Origin of the sequence: Kitasatospora sp. NPDC056531 (genome assembly GCF_042794375.1) — a bacterium.
Classification (GTDB): Bacteria; Actinomycetota; Actinomycetes; order Streptomycetales; family Streptomycetaceae; genus Kitasatospora.
This window is the reverse complement of sequence record NZ_JBHTTU010000051.1, coordinates 33,035-51,101: the sequence shown is the minus strand read 5'-3', so window position 1 is coordinate 51,101 and position 18,067 is coordinate 33,035. Positions and strand designations below refer to the sequence as shown.

Below are 18,067 nucleotides of genomic sequence, written 5' to 3'. Positions count from 1 at the left end.
AGCACACCCAGCTGGGCGCCGCGGCCGGTGCCGACCAGCAGCGCGGTCGGGGTGGCCAGGCCCAGGGCGCACGGGCAGGCGATGATCAGCACGGCCACGGCGGCCGTGAACGACTCGGTGGGACTGCTGGTGGCCAGCAGCCAGCCGACCAGGGTGGCGAGCGCGATCAGGATGACCACCGGGACGAAGACGGCGGAGATCCGGTCGGCCAGGCGCTGGGCGGCGGCCTTGCCGTTCTGGGCCTCCTCGACCAGCCGGGCCATCCGGGCCAGCTGGGTGTCCGCGCCGACCCGGGTCGCCTCGACCACCAGGCGGCCGCCCGCGTTGACGGTGGCGCCGGTGACGGCGTCCCCGACGGTGACCTCCACCGGGACGGACTCGCCGGTGAGTATCGAGGCGTCCACCGCGGAGGCGCCCTCGACCACCGTGCCGTCGGTGGCGACCTTCTCGCCCGGGCGCACCACGAAGCGCATGCCGACGGCCAGCCGGTCCACCGGCAGCCGGACCTCGCGGCCTTTCTGCAGGACGGCGACGTCCTTGGCGCCGAGGTCGAGCAGGGCGTGCAGGGCGGCGCCGGCCCGGCGCTTGGAACGGGCCTCCAGGTAGCGGCCGAGCAGGATCAGCACCGTGACGGCGGCGGCGGTCTCCAGGTAGAGGGTGGAGGAGGCGTCGGTGTCGCCGATCGACAGCGAGAAGTCGTGGTGCATCCCCGGCATGCCGGCGTGGCCCCGGAACAGCGCCCAGCAGGACCAGCCGAAGGCGGCCAGGGTGCCGAGCGACACCAGGGTGTCCATGGTCGCGGCGCCGTGCTTGAGGTTGGTCCAGGCGGCGCGGTGGAAGGGCAGACCGCCGTGGACCACGACCGGGCCGGTGAGGGCGAAGGCCAGCCACTGCCAGTTAGTGAACTGCAGGGCCGGGACCATCGACAGCAGGACCACCGGGACGCTGAGCACGGCGCTGATCAGCAGCCGGTCGTGGCGGGGGTCCTGGTCGACGGGCCGCTCGGCGGCGTCGGCGGCGACCGGCTCGGGGGCGGCGGGGGCCGGGGGCGGCGGGAGCTCGGCGGTGTAGCCGGTCCGCTCCACGGTGGCGATCAGGTCCTCCACCGAGACGCCGGGGCCGTAGTCGACCCGGGCCTTCTCGGTGGCGAAGTTGACGGTGGCCTCGACGCCGTCCAGCCGGTTGAGCTTCTTCTCGATCCGGGCCGCGCAGGAGGCGCAGGTCATCCCGCCGATCGACAGCTCGACCCGGTCCCGGGCCCCGACATCCGGGGCGGACGTGCTCATGCGGATCAGCTCCTTGGTGGGGGCGGGCGGCGGGGCCGTTGGGCCGGCCCCCGCCGTACCGTGGTGGCTCAGGCGCTGCGGCCGACCAGCTCGTAGCCGGCCTCGTCGACGGCGGCGCGGACCTGCTCCTCGTCCAGCGGGGCGGTGGAGGAGACCGTCACGGTACCGGCCTGGGCGTCGGCGGCGACCTCGGTGACACCGGCCAGCGCGGAGAGCTCCTCGCTGATCGCCTTCTCGCAGTGGCCGCAGCTCATGCCGGACACGGTGTAGGTGATGGTGTTGGACATCGGGGCCTCCGGAGGGTCGGTGCTGGTTTTGCTCTCTCGAACACACCATACCCCTCTGGGGTATTTCCTGGAGGGGCGGGTGAGGTGGATCGCATCGTAGGCGACCGGGCTGGTCAGGCCGGGGAGGAGGGGTGCTGGGCCGGGATCGGCGCCGTGGGCTCGCGTCGCACCAGCAGGCGCAGCCAGAGCAGCCCGCCCAGGGAGACCAGGAGCAGGCCGGCCGTGTCGTAGGCGGTGTACAGGTGCACCTGCTCGCTGGTCGGGTCGGGCATGTAGCCGAGGTCGAACAGCGCGAGCTGGAAGGTGCTGGTGGTGGTCCGGGCGACCAGCCAGACGGCGATGCCGCCCGTGGAGTCCCAGAGGGCGTGCAGCAGTGACACGCCCAGGTAGGTGAGCAGGGCCGGGACGGTGAGGCGGAAGTGGCCGCCGCGCCGCTCGCGGAACAGCACCCCGCCGATGATCGCGGTCCACAGGATGTGGCCGACCGGCGCGAGCACCCCGCGCAGGATCTCGGTCTCCACCAGGTCGTTCAGTGAGAGGCCCTGGATGCTCAATACCGCGTTGAAGGCGTACCCGGCGCTCTCGAAGGCGGCGAACCCGGCGCCGACGGTGGCGCCCAGCACCAGCCCGTACCGCAGACCGCTGACCCGCAGCCGCCGGCTGACCATCACCAGGGCGGCCAGCTTGACCGCCTCCTCGATCAGGCCGACGCCGACGTACATCCACACCGAGGGTGAGAGCAGGTAGCTCTCCAGTACCGAGGCGCCCAGGACGCCGATGATCCCGCCGATGCCGAAGCAGGCGAGGATCCGGTCCGGGCCCAGGTCGGCGGCGTATCGCTCGTACGCCCAGATCACCACGGTGACCGGGACGAGGAAGCTGCCGAGCAGCACGATCGTCGGGACCAGGTTGCTGTTGTCGGTGAAGAAGGTGACGAGGACGGTGCAGGCCCAGAGCACCAGGCCGGTCAGGAAGAACGTGAACCAGTGATTGGGCCTGGCAGTCGTATCGGCCTGAGGGGTGGAGAGGCGGTGAGTGGGTCGGTAACCGGACACCGGGCGGGGCCTCCTCTGAGTAGCCACTTTGGTCGAACTTTATGACAAATCGGGCAAGTGGGTGCGATGTGGACAGATGCGGGAACGGGGGCGGCCGATCGGGACGAGGGCGGGTCCGATGGGGCGAGGGGGTGGTTCGGCGCCGCGATCGTCCCTTATGTTCGATATGTGTCTCCGATCCGCCGCGCCCAGTCGCCCTCGGCACCCACCGCCGCCGGATTGCCGACGGACCGGCAGCGCGGTGCCCTGTTGGCCGCCGACCTCCAGGACGTACCGCTCTGGCGGCGGGCGACCCCGGCGCTGATCGCCGTCCTGCTGGTCTCACTCGCGGACCTCCTCTCCGGCAAGGACCGCTACCTCGCGCCCCTGATGACCGTCGTCCCGGCCGTCGCCGCGCTCACCCTCAAACCCCGCGAACTGCTCGCGGTCTGCTCGGCCGGGCTGCTCGCGGTCTACGGACTCAGCCACTACGACCAGGTCGACAACATCAACGACGCACGCTTCCTCTACGGTGCGATGGTCAGCTACCTGGTTCTGACGGTCTTCTCGGCCTGGGTGGCCAAGATCCGGATGCGACGGGCGGCGGCCTTCGCGGCGGTCAGCTCCGTCGCCGAGGCCGCCCAGCGGGCCCTGCTACGGCTGCCGGGGCCGGCCGTCGGGCCGCTGCGACTGGCCGTGCGGTACGTGTCGGCGGCGGACGCCTCGCGGATCGGCGGGGACCTGTACTCGGTGCTGGAGACGCCGCACGGGACGCGGGTCGCGGTCGGGGACGTCCGGGGCAAGGGGCTGGCGGCCGTCCAGACGGCGGCAGTGGTGCTCGGCGCGTTCCGCGAGGCCGCGTACGACGAGGCCGGGCTGCGAGGCGTCGCGGCGCGGATCGAGGCCAGCGTCGAGCGGCACGTACCGGACGGGGAGTTCACCACGGCGCTGTTCGCGGAGTTCCGGACACCCGGGGAGATGGAGCTGCTGCAGTTCGGGCACGTGGCGCCGATCCGGGTCGACGGCGACGGGCTCGCGCACGTGCTGGACGCGCCGGACCCGTGGGTGCCGCTGGGCCTCGGACGGCTGGCGGCCGGGGAGTCGGCCACCTGGGGGCAGCCGTTCGGGGCCGAGGACGTGCTGGTGCTCTGCACGGACGGGGTGATCGAGGCGCGGCACCGCAGGAGCGGGGAGTTCTATCCGCTGGCGGAGCGGGTCGGGCCGCTGGTACGGGGAGCCGCGCGCTCGGCGGGGGAGCTGGAGGCGGCGGTGGGGCGGGTGTACGCGGACCTGTTGGCGCACACGGGTGGGGAGTTGCGGGATGACGCCTTGTTGTTGCTGATCACGCGGACGGATTAGGGGCGCGGGGCGGGTTGGGGGCCTTCCGCTTCGCGCAGTTCCCCGCGCCCCCGGCGGGGCTGCGGGGAACTGCGCGAGGGGGATGGGGAGGGCGGGGGAGCCGCGCGGGACCGGGCGAGGATCGGGGCCGGGGTGGGTGCGGCTCAGCCGGTGGTGACGTCGGCGAGGGTGCGGAAGAGGAGGGCGGTGGAGGTGGCGCCGGGGTCCTGGTGGCCGATGCTGCGTTCGCCGAGGTAGGAGGCCCGGCCCTTGCGGGCCTGGAGGGGGACGGTGTCGCGGGCGCCCCGGTCGGCGGCCTCGGCGGCGGCCGCCGCCGCCTCGGGGAGGGTGGCGCCGGTGGCGGCCGCGTGGCGGAAGGCGGCGACGGCCGGCGTCCAGGCGTCGACGATGGTCTTGTCCCCGGGCTCGGCCTTGCCGAGGGCGCGGACGGCGTCCAGGCCGGCCGCGAGGGCCTCGGCGACGGCGGCCGGGGTGGCGGGCTCGGGGAGGGCGGCGCCGACGGCGCGGAAGGCCTTGCCGTAGAGCGGGCCGGAGGCACCGCCGACCTTGGAGATGAGGGTGGTGCCGGTCTTGGTGAGGACGGCACCGGGGCCGGCCGGCTGCAGCCCCTCCAGGGCGGTCAGGACGGCGGCGAAGCCCCGCTGGAGGTTGCTGCCGTGGTCGCCGTCGCCGATCGCCGAGTCCAGTTCGGTGAGCCGGGTCTGCTCCTTCTCGACCGCCGCGGCGATCGCGCGGATCCAGGCTTCAGCCAGTGAGATGTCGAACAGCGGGGTGTCGAAGTCCATCGGGTCTCCTTCGAACGGCTCAGGCGCGCTTGAGGGCGGGGGTGTCGACCGGGGCGTCCCAGAGTTCCAGCAGCTGGGCGTCGGCCTTGGTGAGGGTGAGTGAGAAGCCCGCCATGTCCAGGCTGGTGACGTAGTTGCCGACCAGGCTGCGGGCCACCGTGATGCCGCGCTCGGCGAGCCGGGCGGCGACCTCGCCGTAGACCACGTACAGCTCCAGCAGCGGCGTCGCGCCGAGGCCGTTGAGCAGGGCGATCACCTCGTCGCCCGGGGTCAGGTGGTGGTCGGTGAGGATGGTCTCGACCACCTCGGCGGCCAGTTCGCGGGCCGGGCGGAGCTTCTCGCGGCGGCGGCCGGGCTCGCCGTGGATGCCGACGCCGACTTCGATCTCGTCCTCGGGCAGGTCGAAGCCGGGCTTGCCGGCGGCCGGGACGGTAGCGGCGGTGAGCGCGATCGCGAAGGAGCGGGAGGCGGCGTTCACCCGCTCGCCCAGGGCGGCCACCTCGTCCAGCGGGGCGCCGCGTTCGGCCAGCGCGCCGGTGGTCTTCTCGACCACGACGGTGGCGCCGGTGCCCCTGCGGCCGGCCGTCCAGGTGGAGTCCTCGACCGCGACGTCGTCGTTGACCAGGACGGTGCGGACCTCCAGGCCCTCCTCGGCGGCGAGTTCGGCGGCGAGCTCGAAGTTCATCACGTCGCCGGTGTAGTTCTTCACCACGAAGACCACCCCGGCGCCGTTCTCCACCGCCTTGGCGGCGGCCAGCATCTGGTCCGGGACGGGTGAGGTGAACACCTCGCCGGGGCAGGCGGCGTCGAGCATGCCGGGGCCGACGAAGCCGCCGTGCAACGGCTCGTGGCCGGAGCCGCCGCCGGAGATCAGCGCGACCTTGGAACCGGCCGGGCGGGCGGCCCGGGTGATCACCCGGTTGGGGATGTCGACCGTCAGCTCGGGGTGGGCGGCGGCGACTCCGGCCAAGGCGTCCTCCAGGACGCTCTCCGGGGTGTTGATCAGCTTCTTCAACGCTCTTCGCTCCCTTGGGTGACCTTGAGATCAGGACGCTTCGGCTGCGGACGCTGGTGGACCCGACGCTACGCCAGACGGGGGCGCGGGGCACGGGGTGCGACACGCGCGATCGCGGTCACCCTCCCGGAGCAGTGGGACGGGGCCGTAGGGTCGCGAGCATGAGTGAGCGAAGCGAGCGAATCATTCGAAGGTGTGCGTCTCGCGAAGCGACCGGCGAGCGAAGCGAGGCGGGCGCATGAGCGGACACGTGGGCATTGTTCTGGTTTCGCACAGCGCCAAGCTGGCCGACGGGCTGCGCGAGCTGCTCGGTGAACTCGCCCCGGACGGCGTGCGGGTGGTGGTCGCGGCCGGGACGGAGGACGGCGGGCTCGGCACCAGCTACGAGCTGATCGCCGGGGCGATCGCGGAGGCGGACGGCGGGGCGGGCGTGGTCGTGCTGCCGGACCTCGGCAGTTCGGTGCTCACCGCGGTGACGGTGCTGGAGGACGAGCCGCGTCCGGGCGTGCGGCTGGTGGACGCGCCGTTCGTGGAGGGCGCGGTGGCGGCCGCCGTCACCGCCTCGACCGGGGCGGGGCTGGCCGAGGTGGTCGCGGCGGCCGAGGAGGCGCGTTCCTTCCGCAAGCTGTAGGACTCACTTGGCGTCCGCGTAGCAGTCCACCACCGCCGTGCTGAGCGGGAACCGCACCGGGGTGTCGCCGAAGACCAGCCGCCGGGCCTCGTCGCCGGCCTCGGTGACGGCGGCGGCCACTTCGTCGGCCAGGTTGGCGGGGGTGTGCACGATCACCTCGTCGTGCTGGAAGAACACCAGGTGCGGGCGGTCCGCCGGGCCCGCCACCGGCAGTTCGCCCAGCCGGCGGCGCAGCGCCGCGAGCAGGGCCAGGGCCCAGTCGGCGGCGCTGGCCTGGATGACGAAGTTGCGGGTGAACCGGCCGCGGGCGCGGGCGGTGCGCCCGCCCGCCTCGCCGGCGGTGTCGGCCTCGGTGAGGTCGAGGAAGTCGGCGGAGGCGGGCGGGCAGACCCGGCCGAGCCGGGAGGCGACCACGCCGCCGTCCTCGCCGGTGCGGGCGGCGGCCTCGACGTAGCCCATCGCGGCGGGGTAGCGGCGGCGCAGGGTGTTCAGCAGCGGGCCGATGTCGCCGCTGGTCTGCCCGTACATGGCGCCGAGCAGGCCGAGTTTGGCCTTGTCGCGGTCGCCCTGGAAGGCGGTGGCGGCGAGCGCCTCGTAGAGGTCGCCGCCGGCCGCGGTGCGGGCCAGGCCGGCGTCCTGGGAGAGCGCGGCGAGCACGCGCGGTTCCAGTTGGGCGGCGTCGGCGACGACCAGCAGCCAGCCCGGGTCGGCGACCACGGCGCGGCGCAGGATGCGCGGGATCTGCAGGGCGCCGCCGCCGCGGCTGGCCCAGCGGCCGGAGACCACGCCGCCGACGACGTACTCGGGCCGGAAGCGGCCGCCGCGGGCCCAGGCGTCCTGCCAGGCCCAGCCGTGGGCGACGTGGATCCGGGCCAGCTCCTTGTAGCGGATCAGCAGCTGGGCGGCCGGGTGGTCGATGCCCTTGAGCTCCCAGGAGCGGGTGGAGCCGAGCTGGATGCCGGCCTCGGCGAAGGCGCGCAGCACCTGGGTGTGCGAGTCCGGGTTGAACGGCTTGGCGCCGAGGGCCTGTTGGAGCTCGACGGCGAGTTCGGCGAGCCGCCGGGGCTGGGTGCCGGGGACGGTCGGGCGCGGGCCGAGCAGCTCGGTCAGCAGGTGGTCGTGGACGTCGGCGCGCCAGGGCAGGCCGTCGTGGGCCATCTCGGCGGCCGCCAGCGCGCCGGCCGACTCGGCGGCGACCAGCAGTCGGAAGCGCTGCCGGGCGGCCGGGTCGGCGATGGCGGCGATCCGCCGCTGCTGCTCGGCGTGCACGGCCACCACGGCGGCCAGCGGGTCGGCGCCGGGCGGCAGTTGCAGCCGGTCGGGGGCGAACAGGGTGTCCTGGCCGTCGTCCGCGTCGGCCAGGCCCGGTTCCGGCAGGTCGTCCGGGACGGGCAGGCCGCGCAGCCGGGACCAGGCGGCGCCGAGCGAGCGCGGCGCGCCGAAGCGGCCTTCGTGGCTCAGCAGCAGGGCCTCGACCAGCCGCAGGTCGTGGCAGCGGGCGAGCCGGTGGGGCAGCCGGGGCAGCAGCGGGGCGTACCCGGAGTCGGCGGCGGCCCAGACCCAGCGCGGCCCGGGCTGACGATCGCTCCCGGCGGCCTCCCGGGCGGCGACGGCGGCGGCGAGGTCGCGGACGGCCTCCGGCGGGCCGAGCGGAGCCCCGGCGTCGTCCAGCGGCTGGAGGCGGCCGCCGGGGCCGTGGGGGTCGGGCGCGAGGGCGGTTCTGGGGGCCACGGGGGCGTCTCCTCTCCGGCGGGCGGGCTGACGTGCGGCTGGGGGGCACGGGCGTGCGGGTCGACAGGTCTGCGGCGTCGACGTTAACGGGTGGGGCTGACAATCGGGATCGGGGGCGTATGGGCAGGGTGGGTGACACCGCGTATGGTCGGCGAAATGACCGAGAACCCGTTCTTCACGCCCAGCCCCCTGGTCTACCAACTGCCGCCCTACGCCGAGATCCGGCAGGAGCACTACCTGCCCGCGTACGAGCGCGGGATGGCCGAGCAGCTGGCCGAGATCGCGGCGATCACCGACACCCGCTCGACCCCCACCTTCGAGAACACCCTGGTGGCCCTGGAGCGTTCCGGCGAGCTGCTGAGCCGGGTGGACGCGGTGTTCCGCAACCAGTCCTCCTCCGACACCACCGACCTGCTGGACGAGGTGGAGGCGACGGTGAGCCCGCTGCTCGCCGCCCATCACGACGCGATCCACCTGGACCAGAAGCTGTTCGCCCGGATCGAGGCGTTGTACGAGGCCCGGGCCGGCCTGGAGCTCGACCCGGAGTCGCTGCGGCTGCTGGAGCGCCGGTACACCGCCTTCGTCCGCTCGGGCGCCCGGCTGGGCGAGGCCGAGCAGGCCCGGCTGCGCGAGCTGAACGCCGAACTGGCCGCTCTGGGCACCACGTTCCAGCAGAACGTGAACGCCGCCACCCGGGCCGCCGCGCTGGTCGTGGACTCCGCCGAGGAGCTGGCCGGGCTGTCCGAGGGCGCGATCGCCGGCGCCGCCGAGAACGCCAAGGTGCTCGGCCGTGAGGGCGCGTACGTGCTGAGCCTGAAGAGCACCTCCGGCCAGCCCGAGCTGGCCCAGCTCAGCGACCGTTCGGTGCGCGAGCGGCTGCTGGCGGCCTCGCTCGCCCGCGGTGGCGAGGCCAACGGCCCGCTGGCGATCCGGATGGCCGGGCTGCGCGCCGAGCGGGCCGCGCTGCTGGGGTTCCCCAGCCACGCCGCGTACGTGGTGGCGGACGAGACGGCCGGGACGGTGGAGGCGGTCTCCGGCCTGCTGGCCCGGCTGGTGGAGCCGGCCGTGGCCAACGCCCGCCGGGAGGCCGCCGAGCTGGCCAAGGTGGCGGCCGCGGACGGGATCGAGGAGATCGCCGCGCACGACTGGGCGTACTACTCGGAGAAGGTCCGGCAGTCCTCCTACCAGGTGGACGCGGCAGCGCTGCGCCCGTACTTCGAGCTGGAGCGGGTGCTGAAGGACGGGGTGTTCTTCGCCGCGAAGCTCGCGTACGGGCTGAGCTTCACCGAGCGGCCGGAGCTGACGGCGCACCACCCGGACGCCCGGGTCTTCGAGGTGTTCGAGGAGGACGGCGGCTCGCTGGGCCTGTTCATCGGCGACTTCCACGCCCGGGCGTCCAAGCGCGGCGGCGCCTGGATGGACGAACTGGTCGGCCAGTCCGGGCTGACCGGTCGGCGGCCGGTGGTGCTGAACAACCTCAACATCCCGCGTCCGGCGCCCGGCGAGCCGGCGCTGCTCAGCTGGGACGAGGTGCGCACGCTCTTCCACGAGTTCGGGCACGCGCTGCACGGGCTGTTCTCGGACGTCACCTACCCGCTGTTCGCGGGTACGGCGGTGCCGCGGGACTTCGTGGAGTTCCCCTCGCAGGTCAACGAGATGTGGATGGTCCGGCCGGAGGTGCTGGCCAACTACGCCCGCCACCACGAGACCGGGGAGCCGCTGCCGGCCGAGCTGGTCGAGCGGATGACGGCGGCCGAGGGCTTCGGGCAGGGCTTCCGGACGGTGGAGTACCTGGCCGCGACGCTGCTGGACTGGGCCTGGCACACCCTGCCGAAGGGCCACGAGGTCGCGGACGCCGGGGAGTTCGAGGAGCGGGCGCTGGCGGAGGCCGGGATCGTCGTCCCGGCGATCCCGCCGCGCTACCGCACGCCGTACTTCCAGCACATCTTCTCCAGCGGCTACAGCGCCGGGTACTACGCGTACATCTGGTCGGAGGTGCTGGACGCGGACACCGTGCGGTGGTTCGAGACCAACGGGAAGTCGGTGCGGGACAGCGGTGAGCTGTTCCGGCGCGAGCTGCTGGCGCGCGGCAACAGTTCGGACCCGCTGGAGTCCTTCCGCGCGGTGGTCGGCCGGGCGCCGGAGACCGGGCCGCTGCTGGAGCGCCGGGGCCTCGTCTGATCGTCAGCGCGGTGTGAGCACGACCGTCGCCGGGGTGCCCGGACGGGCGTGCGGGAGCCGGATCCGTACGGTTCCCGCGCGTCCGTCCGCGGGCTGTTCGACCTCGACGCGGGCGCCGGCGGGGGAGCCGGTGACCCGGACGCCGTGCGGGAACGCGGCGGGCGGCAGCAGGAGTTCGGTGCTGCGCCCGGTGCCGTCGGCCGTCCAGCGGACGGTGCCGCCGTCGGTGCGGACGTCGGTGCCGGCGACGGCCACCGGGTACGGGCCGAAGGCGGGCTCGTCCCCGGGGGCCGGGTGCCCGGCCGGGTCGAGCGCGCAGTAGCCGCCGGTGCCGTGGCACCAGTACCACATGGTCCAGCCCTCGGCGAAGCCGTCCATCGCGGCGACCTGCCGGCGGACCAGCTGACGGTTGCCCGGGGTGCGGGAGTCGGGCGGGCCCCACTCACCGACCAGGACCGGCAGGCGGTTCGCGGTGGGGTAGCCGGTGATCGCGGCGGTGTACTGCTCCACGAAGCGGTCGGCCGGGTTCCAGTCGGCGCCGTTCTCCACCGCGGTGTCGTAGAAGTGCGGGGCGTAGCCGAGCCGGGGCGCGCCCGGGCGGGGGTCGGTGAAGCCGGGCAGCCGGGTGGGCACGCCCTGGCCGACCAGGACGGTCGGTTCGACGAACAGCCAGGCGCGGGAGTCGACTCGGCGTACGGCGGCGATCAGGCGGCGGTACATGTCGGCGAGCCGGCCCTGCTCCAGGGCGGCGGAGGCGGCGGCGAGTACCGCCGGGTCGCTCGGGTCGCCGTCCACGGGGCCGAACGGCTCGTTGAACAGGTCGTAGCCCAACAGGGAGCGGTGGCCGCGCAGTTCGCCGGCCAGTCGGGTGTAGAAGTCGGCCTGCCAGGCGCGCAGGTCGGGGTCGTCGTAGAGGTGGCGGAAGGCGGCCTGGACGGCGGGTTGGAAGTAGCCGGCGAACCAGTCGTTCGGGTCGGGGGTGAAAGGCAGTCCGTCGTCGCGGGTGGCCCAGAGCGGGATGCCGTTGGTGCCGCCGCCGAACCTCGGTCCGTAGACGTCCTGGTGGAAGTCGACCAGGACGAGCAGGCCCAGGCGGTCGGCCCAGCCGAGGAGTTGCTGCAGCCGGTGCAGTTCGGTGGGGTCGAGCCGGCCGCGTTCGGGCTCCAGCCTGGTCCAGGAGGCCGGCAGCCGGAGCAGGGTGAAGCCTTGGGCGGCAAGGGACTTGAGGTCGGACTCGGTGGCCTCGGCGTACTTGTCGAGGTTGAAGCCGCGCAGCTGGAGGTGCCGGCCCCGGGCGTCGGTGAGCGCGGTGCGACCGTCCGGGGCGGTGACCGTTCCGGTGGGGAAGCGGTCCCGGTGCCCGCCGTGGGCCGAGGCTGGGGTGGCGGGGGCGCTCAGGGCGGCGGTGGCGGCGAGCAGCAGGGCAACGGCGGTGCGGCGCAGGCGCATCGGGGACCTCGCACGGCGGGGGGTGGGGCCCCGATGATGCCCGCGGCGCCGGTCGCGGCACAAGGGTCGTGCGCGGAACGGCAGTTCAGCCCGCAGTGGTTCGGCTCACGCCGGTTCGGCTCGCGGCGGTTCGGCTCACGCCGGTTCAGTCGGCGGCGGGCTCGGCCGGGGTGAGCGGCAGGACGGCGGTCGGCAGGTCCGCGGCGGCGGCCAGGCGGCCCCAGAGCAGGTCGGCCAGGGCCTGCACCATGCGGGTGCGCGAGCAGGGCTTGGTCTCCAGCCACCAGTCCCCGGCGGCCAGCACCATGCCGGTGATGCCCCGGCCCCAGGCCTCGGCGAGCAGGTCGCGGTCGGCGCCGAGGTCGATCTGGCTCTGCACGGCCCGGGTGATCTCCTCGGCGATCTGCCGGAGGGCGGGGGCGAGCGCGTTGCCGGCGCCGCTCGGGTCGCCGGGCTCGGGGTGGGTGAGCAGCCGGTAGACCTGCGGGCGGGCCTCGATGGCGGCGAGGTAGGTGTCCAGCACGTGTTCGACCCGGTCGCGGCGTTCCAGCGGTTCGGCCAGGGCGGCCCGGATCGCGGCCAGCAGCCCGCCGGTGTGGCGTTCGGTGAGGGCGCTGATCAGGCCGTTCCGGTCGCCGAAGTGCCGGTAGAGGATCGGCTTGGTGATGCCGGCCTCGGCGGCGATGGCGTTCATGCTGGCGCTCGGCCCCTCGCGCTGGATGACCCGGTCGGCGGCGTTGAGCAGCTGCTCGCGACGGGGCTCTCGGGACATGCGCTGCTCCTCGGGATCGGGGTCGGGATCGGGGCCGGGACCGGGTCGGCGGGGTCTGCGGGGGCGTTGACACCGGTTACCAATCAGTAGCAGACTCCGACGATGTTACCCGAGGTAACACCCCGGTCGGCCGTACCCCTTCTTCGGAGGCATGCACCATGAGCAGCACGTTCTCGCTGGACCCGGGCGCGGACCAGCTCGCCGTACGCGACTGGCTGCACGGCTTCGCCGCCGACGTGATGCGCCCGGCCGCCGCCGAGTGGGACGAGCGCGAGGAGACCCCCTGGCCGGTCATCCAGGAGGCCGCCAAGCTGGGCATCTACTCGCTGGACTTCTACGCCCAGCAGTACTTCGACCCCTCCGGCGTCGGCATCCCGATCGCCATGGAGGAGCTGTTCTGGGGTGACGCGGGCATCGGGCTGTCCATCGTCGGCACCACGCTGGCCGCCGTCGCGGTGCTCGCCAACGGCACCGACGAGCAGATCGGCACCTGGACCCCGCAGATGTTCGGCACCCCGGACGACCTCAAGGTGGCCGCCTTCTGCTCCTCCGAGCCGGACGCCGGATCCGACGTGGGCGCGCTGCGCACCCGGGCCGTCTACGACGAGGCCAAGGACGAGTGGGTGCTGAACGGCACCAAGACCTGGGCCACCAACGGCGGGATCGCGGCCGTGCACGTCGTGGTCGCCAGCGTCGACCCGGAGCTCGGCACCCGCGGGCACGCCTCCTTCGTCGTCCCGCCGGGCACTCCGGGGCTGAGCCAGGGGCAGAAGTTCAAGAAGCACGGCATCCGCGCCTCGCACACCGCCGAGGTCGTGCTGGACGGCGTCCGGGTGCCCGGCAGCTGCCTGCTCGGCGGCAAGGAGAAGCTGGACGAGCGGCTGGCCCGGGCCCGGGAGGGCGTCAAGCGCTCGGGCGGCAAGGGCAACGCGGCGATGGCCACCTTCGAGGCCTCCCGCCCCGCCGTCGGCGCGCAGGCGATCGGCATCGCCCGGGCCGCGTACGAGGTGGCGCTGGACTACGCGAAGACCCGGGAGCAGTTCGGCCGCCCGATCATCGACAACCAGGGCGTGGCCTTCCAGCTCGCCGACATGAAGACCCGGATCGACGCGGCCCGGCTGCTGGTGTGGCGGGCGTCCTGGATGGCCGTCAACAACCAGCCGTTCACCGCCGCCGAGGGCTCGATGTCCAAGCTGTACGCGGGCGAGACGGCCAAGTTCGTCACCGCGCAGGCGATGCAGATCCTCGGCGGCAACGGCTTCACCCGGGAGTACCCGGTGGAGCGGATGCACCGGGACAGCGCGATCTACTCGATCTTCGAGGGGACCAGCGAGATCCAGCGGCTGGTCATCGCCCGGGCGATCTCGGGGATGCCGATCCGTTAGGGTCCGTCTCCCGGCGACTACCGGGCCAGCCAGAAGGTGAGTCCGGCGGTGACCGCGCCCACCACCGCGCCGACGATCGTCTGCGCGGTGGTGTGGTCCCGCAGCACCACGCGGGACCAGCCGATCACCGCGACCAGCGGGTAGAGCAGCAGCCACAGCGGGCCGAGCGCGATGCCGAGGCAGGTCACCGCGCCGCTGGCCACGGCGGTGTGCACGGAGACCTTCCACCAGACGGTGATCGCCAGGATCGGGAACAGTGAGGCGAACATCGCCGCGACCATCGCGGTCAGGTCTGCGGGGGCGTCCAACCAGATCATCACCGCGAAGCTGGTCAGCACCGAGCCCATGATGAAGGGGATGACGGTCAGCCGGCGCTGCCGGTGGCCGACGTGCCGGTCCTCCAGGGTGCCCTTGCGGATGCCGCGCTGGATGAACAGGGTCGGTATGACGGCGGCGAACAGCGCCGCGAAGGCGGCCCAGCCGAGGCCCGCCAGGCCGTAGCGGAGGCCGCCGATCAGCAGGCAGACCGCGATGATCACGTTCTTCGGCTCGACGCCGTCGGTGACCCGGCGGGCCCAGGTGGTCCGGCTGGTGGGGGCGGTCGTGGCCTGGGTGGTCATCGGGGTCGCTGCTCCGGGTCGTGAGGACGGTCGGCGGCTCGGTGGGGTTCGTCGGCGGCTCGGCGCCGGTCGGATGATCGTACGTGAGCCGCCGGCGTCACCACCCGCCACCGCCGTCCGGACCGGCTCAGAACCGGGGCGGGCGGCCCTCCAGGAAGGCGGCCAGGCCCTCGTGCACGTCCGAGGCCTCCCGCGAGCGCCGCTCCCACGGCTCCAGCGCCTCGGCCGCCCGCTCGGCCGGGACGGCCAGCGCGGACTTCACCGCGCCGATGGTCTGGGTCGAGCGGGTGGTCAGCAGCCGGGCGAACTCCAGCGCGGCGGCGTCCAGTTCGGCGACCGGCAGGACCTTCTCCGCGAGGCCGAGCGGCAGCGCGTCCCAGCCGGACACCAACTCGCCGGAGAACAGCAGGTACTTGGCCCGGGCCGGGCCGACCAGCCGGGCCAGCCGCAGGGTCGGCACGGCCGGGTAGACCACGCCGAGCTTGGCCGGGGTGATCCCCAGTCGGGCGTTGTCGGCGACGAAGCGCAGGTCGCAGGCGACGGCCAACTGGCAGCCGCCGCCCACGCAGGCACCGTGCACCACGGCGATCGTCGGGTGCGGGAAGGCGGCGAGCGCCTCCTCGGCGGCCACGTTGATCGCGTGGTAGGCGTCCGCGCGCTGCGGATCGCCGTACACCTCGGCGAGTTCGGTGATGTCCGCGCCGGCGCTGAAGGTGTTCCCGGCGCCGGTCAGCAGCAGGGCGCGCACGCCCTCCTGCTCGGCGATCTGTGCCAGGGCTTTGGGCAGCGCCTGCCAGATCGCCAGGGTCACCGCGTTGCGGCGGTGCGGGCGGGCGAACTCCAGTACCGCGACGCCGTCCTCGCCGACGTAGGCGTTCAGGCCGTCGGCCTGGGCGGGCAGGGCGGAGCGGTCCCGCGTGAGCAGTGGCTGGTCCATGTGCACCTCCGGTCGGTCGTGGTGCGCCCACTCTCTCAGGCGGCGCCGGCGCAGTAGTCGCCGAGGCCTTGTTCGACCAGGGCGAAGGCGTGGCGGGCCTCGGCGAGGGCTGCGGGCAGGGCGTCGGCGGCGCGCTCGCCGGCCAGCATCCGCCGGTGGTTGTCGCCGATCAGGGTCAGCCGGACGGCCAGCAGCTGGGCGGCGGCGACCTGGGCGGTCAGTTCGTCGTGGGCCGGGTCCTGGGCGGCCAGCTCCGCGGCCAGCAGGGACTGCGCGCGCCGGTCGAACGCGGCGGTGGCGCGGATGGCCAGCGCCGGGGTCTGGTGGATCAGCCGGACCACGTCCAGCACCACCTGGTCGTCGTTCAGGCCGGTGGCCGGGTCCCGGCGCTCCAGCGCGGCGAGGAAGTGCTCGCGCAGCGCCGCGACCGCCGAGGTGCCCGGGGCGCGGTCGCGCACCGCCCGGGCCGGCTCGTCGAGGTGCTGCTCCATCGGGCCCATGACCAGGTCTTCCTTGGTGGGGAAGTAGTTGAAGACGGTCATCTTGGACACCTCGGCGGCGGCCGCGATCTCGGCCACCGAAACCTGGTCGAAGCCGCGCTCGGCGAACAGCCCGATGGCCGCGCGGAAGATCCGGATGCCGGTCTGGATCTTCTTGCGCTCGCGCAGCGGGAGTGCGTCGAGGTCGCGGTCGGGGCCGAGGTCCAAGCCGGAGTGGGTCGCCATGGACTGACTGTACCAGGATCAAAGGTTGACCAGGCTGAATGATAGTCCTGGATGAAAGATGGGCTTGGATGAAAGATTGCCCGAGCTGAAGAATTGACCGGGTCCATAAATCCTGCCATGGTGGTGACGAGCCCGCCGGACCACGCCGGTCCGGGCCGAACTCCACCGAATCCGGGGGGACTTCCCGATGGCATCCGCCGCTTCGAACGCACCCGCCCAGGCCGGCGCCGGCCTGATGACGGAGGCCCAGCGCAGGCTGGGCATGCTGCTCTGCCTGGTCACGATCGTGCTGGCCGTACTCGACTCGAACATCGTGTCGGCGGCCACCGTGCCGATCGTCCGCGACCTCGACCCCGTCCACGGCGTCGACCGACTGCCCTGGCTGGTCAGCGCCTTCGCGCTGGCCGCCACCGCGCTGCTCCCGCTCTACGGCAGGCTCTGCGACGTCTACGGCGCCAGGAGGGTGCTGCTGGGCGCGCTCGGCACCTTCCTGCTCGGCTCGGCGCTGTGCGGGGCCGCGCAGTCGATGGGCCAGCTGATCGCCTTCCGGGCCGGCCAGGGCATCGGCGGCGGCGGGCTGATGAGCGTCACCATGGTGGTCATGGCCCACCTCCAGGACCCGGCGGAGCGCGGCAGCGGCAAGGGCGGCGCGATGGGCGGCATCGTCGCGGGCCTCGGCATGGCCGTCGGCCCGCTGGTCGGGGCGCTGTTCACCGACCACCTCAGCTGGCGCTGGATCTTCTACATCAACCTGCCGCTCGGCCTGCTCGTGGTGGCCGGCGTCGCCCTGGTGATCAAGCTGCCGCAGACCGTCCGCCGGCGCGGCCTCGACTTCCTCGGCGCCACCCTGGCCGCCGCCTTCGCCACCGGGCTGCTGCTGGTCACCGAGTGGGGCGGCAAGGACTACGCCTGGACCTCCCCGGAGATCCTCGGACTGTCCGCCGCCACGCTGGCCGCCCTCGCTCTCTTCCTGTGGCGCCAGGCCACCGCCGCCGAGCCGGTGCTGCCGCTCTCGCTGTTCCGGATCCCGGTCGTACGGATCGGCTTCGCCGTCCAGGGCCTGGTCGGGATGGGCATGATGGGCTCGATCGTCTACGTGATGATCTACCTGCAGATCGCCCGGGGGATCGCGCCGACCACGGCCAGCCTCTACCTGATGCCGATGGCGGCCGGGATGACCGGGGTCGGCCTGCTGGTCACCCGGCTGACCGCCCGCGGCCACGCGCCGCGCACCTTCCTCGCGGCCGGCGCGGTCTGCGGGACGCTCGCCCTGGTGCTGCTCGGGTTCAGCGGGCCGGACACCCCGCTGTGGGCGGTGGGCGCCGAACTCGCCCTGCTCGGCGCCGGGTTCGGCCAGCTGATCGGGCAGCTGATCACCCTGGTGCAGGACAGCGCCCCGCGCCACCAGCTCGGTGTGGCGACCACCGGCGTCCGGTTCTTCCAGACCCTCGGCGGAGCGCTCGGCGCGGCGTTCTTCGGCAGCCTGTTGTCCCGGGTGTTCGAGGCCGGCGAGCCGGGCCGGCCGCTCGGGGCGGTCCGGGTGCTGACCGGCGCGGCCCGGGAGCACGCGGTGCGCAGCTTCACGGACGCGGTGGACGTGGTCTTCCTGTCGGCGGGCGGGGTGATGGCGCTGGTGCTGCTGCTGGCGCTGAGGCTTCGGGGGGCGGAGGCGGCGGCCTCGGAGGCCGCCGGGAAGCCGGTGCTGGCGGCCTGATCCGGTGGGCTGAGCCGACAGCCTGAGCGGGTGTCGGCGGACATCAGGGGGAAGCGGGGGGGGGGGGGGGAAGGGGGGGGGGACCAGGGACCACCCCCCTTTTTTTGTTTCCCCCCGGTTTTTTCCCTTTCCCCTTCTCTCTGGCCCCCGCCCTGT

Annotated in this window: 16 protein-coding genes; 5 read left to right on the top strand and 11 right to left on the bottom strand. The window is 73.7% G+C overall.

The window, feature by feature from the left end:
* From ACFQ87_RS31320 to ACFQ87_RS31310, 3 genes are all read right to left on the bottom strand, one after another.
* The coding region (locus ACFQ87_RS31320) for a heavy metal translocating P-type ATPase (protein WP_380614232.1) at positions 1-1,286 on the bottom strand (1,286 nt) is incomplete at its 3' end.
* 68 nt (positions 1,287-1,354) lie between these two features.
* Positions 1,355-1,573, bottom strand: a complete 219-nt coding sequence (locus ACFQ87_RS31315) for a heavy-metal-associated domain-containing protein (RefSeq protein ID WP_380614231.1) — start codon at positions 1,571-1,573, stop codon at positions 1,355-1,357.
* Positions 1,574-1,686: 113 nt separating this feature from the next.
* Positions 1,687-2,628 (bottom strand): PrsW family intramembrane metalloprotease, encoded by a 942-nt coding sequence (locus ACFQ87_RS31310; protein ID WP_380614230.1) that lies wholly within the window; start codon positions 2,626-2,628, stop codon positions 1,687-1,689.
* Between the two features lie 168 nt (positions 2,629-2,796).
* Here ACFQ87_RS31310 and ACFQ87_RS31305 point away from each other — a divergent pair, with 168 nt between their 5' ends.
* Entirely contained in the window at positions 2,797-3,966 is a 1,170-nt protein-coding gene (locus ACFQ87_RS31305) for a PP2C family protein-serine/threonine phosphatase (RefSeq protein WP_380614229.1), read from the top strand.
* Positions 3,967-4,109: 143 nt separating this feature from the next.
* Here ACFQ87_RS31305 and dhaL read toward each other — a convergent pair whose 3' ends face one another.
* Positions 4,110-4,751 carry a dihydroxyacetone kinase subunit DhaL gene (gene dhaL, locus ACFQ87_RS31300; RefSeq protein ID WP_380614228.1) on the bottom strand — a complete coding sequence of 214 codons (642 nt, stop codon included), beginning with the start codon at positions 4,749-4,751 and terminating at the stop codon, positions 4,110-4,112.
* 19 nt (positions 4,752-4,770) lie between these two features.
* Entirely contained in the window at positions 4,771-5,766 is a 996-nt protein-coding gene (gene dhaK, locus ACFQ87_RS31295) for a dihydroxyacetone kinase subunit DhaK (RefSeq protein WP_380614227.1), read from the bottom strand.
* Positions 5,767-6,004: 238 nt separating this feature from the next.
* On the opposite strand from dhaK, the gene dhaM reads away from it, so the two are divergent.
* Complete coding sequence (gene dhaM, locus ACFQ87_RS31290) at positions 6,005-6,397, top strand: dihydroxyacetone kinase phosphoryl donor subunit DhaM (protein ID WP_380614226.1); 393 nt, start codon at positions 6,005-6,007, stop codon at positions 6,395-6,397.
* A 3-nt stretch (positions 6,398-6,400) separates the two neighbouring features.
* Here dhaM and ACFQ87_RS31285 read toward each other — a convergent pair whose 3' ends face one another.
* Complete coding sequence (locus ACFQ87_RS31285; RefSeq protein WP_380614225.1) at positions 6,401-8,128, bottom strand: bifunctional 3'-5' exonuclease/DNA polymerase; 1,728 nt, start codon at positions 8,126-8,128, stop codon at positions 6,401-6,403.
* A 156-nt stretch (positions 8,129-8,284) separates the two neighbouring features.
* On the opposite strand from ACFQ87_RS31285, the gene ACFQ87_RS31280 reads away from it, so the two are divergent.
* Positions 8,285-10,309 (top strand): M3 family metallopeptidase, encoded by a 2,025-nt coding sequence (locus tag ACFQ87_RS31280; RefSeq protein ID WP_380614224.1) that lies wholly within the window; start codon positions 8,285-8,287, stop codon positions 10,307-10,309.
* A gap of 3 nt (positions 10,310-10,312) precedes the next feature.
* Here the strand turns inward: ACFQ87_RS31280 and ACFQ87_RS31275 are convergent, their stop codons facing one another.
* Positions 10,313-11,758: a cellulase family glycosylhydrolase gene (locus tag ACFQ87_RS31275; protein WP_380614223.1), complete on the bottom strand. Its 1,446-nt coding sequence runs from the start codon at positions 11,756-11,758 to the stop codon at positions 10,313-10,315.
* Between the two features lie 145 nt (positions 11,759-11,903).
* A complete protein-coding gene (locus ACFQ87_RS31270) occupies positions 11,904-12,530 on the bottom strand; it encodes a TetR family transcriptional regulator (protein WP_380614222.1) in 627 nt (208 codons plus the stop codon).
* 158 nt (positions 12,531-12,688) lie between these two features.
* On the opposite strand from ACFQ87_RS31270, the gene ACFQ87_RS31265 reads away from it, so the two are divergent.
* Positions 12,689-13,915, top strand: a complete 1,227-nt coding sequence (locus ACFQ87_RS31265) for an acyl-CoA dehydrogenase family protein (RefSeq protein WP_380614221.1) — start codon at positions 12,689-12,691, stop codon at positions 13,913-13,915.
* Positions 13,916-13,932: 17 nt separating this feature from the next.
* On the opposite strand, the gene ACFQ87_RS31260 is transcribed toward ACFQ87_RS31265, so the two are convergent.
* From ACFQ87_RS31260 to ACFQ87_RS31250, 3 genes are all read right to left on the bottom strand, one after another.
* Complete coding sequence (locus tag ACFQ87_RS31260; RefSeq protein WP_380614220.1) at positions 13,933-14,535, bottom strand: hypothetical protein; 603 nt, start codon at positions 14,533-14,535, stop codon at positions 13,933-13,935.
* A gap of 127 nt (positions 14,536-14,662) precedes the next feature.
* Positions 14,663-15,472: an enoyl-CoA hydratase/isomerase family protein gene (locus ACFQ87_RS31255; RefSeq protein ID WP_380614219.1), complete on the bottom strand. Its 810-nt coding sequence runs from the start codon at positions 15,470-15,472 to the stop codon at positions 14,663-14,665.
* 35 nt (positions 15,473-15,507) lie between these two features.
* Positions 15,508-16,197, bottom strand: a complete 690-nt coding sequence (locus ACFQ87_RS31250) for a TetR family transcriptional regulator (protein ID WP_380614218.1) — start codon at positions 16,195-16,197, stop codon at positions 15,508-15,510.
* Positions 16,198-16,384: 187 nt separating this feature from the next.
* Between ACFQ87_RS31250 and ACFQ87_RS31245 the strand changes: the two genes are divergently transcribed.
* Positions 16,385-17,911 (top strand): MFS transporter, encoded by a 1,527-nt coding sequence (locus ACFQ87_RS31245; protein ID WP_380614217.1) that lies wholly within the window; start codon positions 16,385-16,387, stop codon positions 17,909-17,911.
* Positions 17,912-18,067: the final 156 nt, after the last annotated feature.

Bases quoted from the DNA above. Each gene is read 5' to 3' on its own strand.
- ACFQ87_RS31315 (WP_380614231.1), bottom strand. From the start codon at position 1,573: ATGTCCAACACCATCACCTACACCGTGTCCGGCATGAGCTGCGGCCAC.
- ACFQ87_RS31260 (WP_380614220.1), bottom strand. From the start codon at position 14,535: ATGACCACCCAGGCCACGACCGCCCCCACCAGCCGGACCACCTGGGCC.
- ACFQ87_RS31270 (WP_380614222.1), bottom strand. From the start codon at position 12,530: ATGTCCCGAGAGCCCCGTCGCGAGCAGCTGCTCAACGCCGCCGACCGG.
- ACFQ87_RS31250 (WP_380614218.1), bottom strand. From the start codon at position 16,197: ATGGCGACCCACTCCGGCTTGGACCTCGGCCCCGACCGCGACCTCGAC.
- ACFQ87_RS31265 (WP_380614221.1), top strand. From the start codon at position 12,689: ATGAGCAGCACGTTCTCGCTGGACCCGGGCGCGGACCAGCTCGCCGTA.
- ACFQ87_RS31275 (WP_380614223.1), bottom strand. From the start codon at position 11,758: ATGCGCCTGCGCCGCACCGCCGTTGCCCTGCTGCTCGCCGCCACCGCC.
- dhaL (WP_380614228.1), bottom strand. From the start codon at position 4,751: ATGGACTTCGACACCCCGCTGTTCGACATCTCACTGGCTGAAGCCTGG.
- ACFQ87_RS31255 (WP_380614219.1), bottom strand. From the start codon at position 15,472: ATGGACCAGCCACTGCTCACGCGGGACCGCTCCGCCCTGCCCGCCCAG.
- ACFQ87_RS31280 (WP_380614224.1), top strand. From the start codon at position 8,285: ATGACCGAGAACCCGTTCTTCACGCCCAGCCCCCTGGTCTACCAACTG.
- ACFQ87_RS31245 (WP_380614217.1), top strand. From the start codon at position 16,385: ATGGCATCCGCCGCTTCGAACGCACCCGCCCAGGCCGGCGCCGGCCTG.
- dhaM (WP_380614226.1), top strand. From the start codon at position 6,005: ATGAGCGGACACGTGGGCATTGTTCTGGTTTCGCACAGCGCCAAGCTG.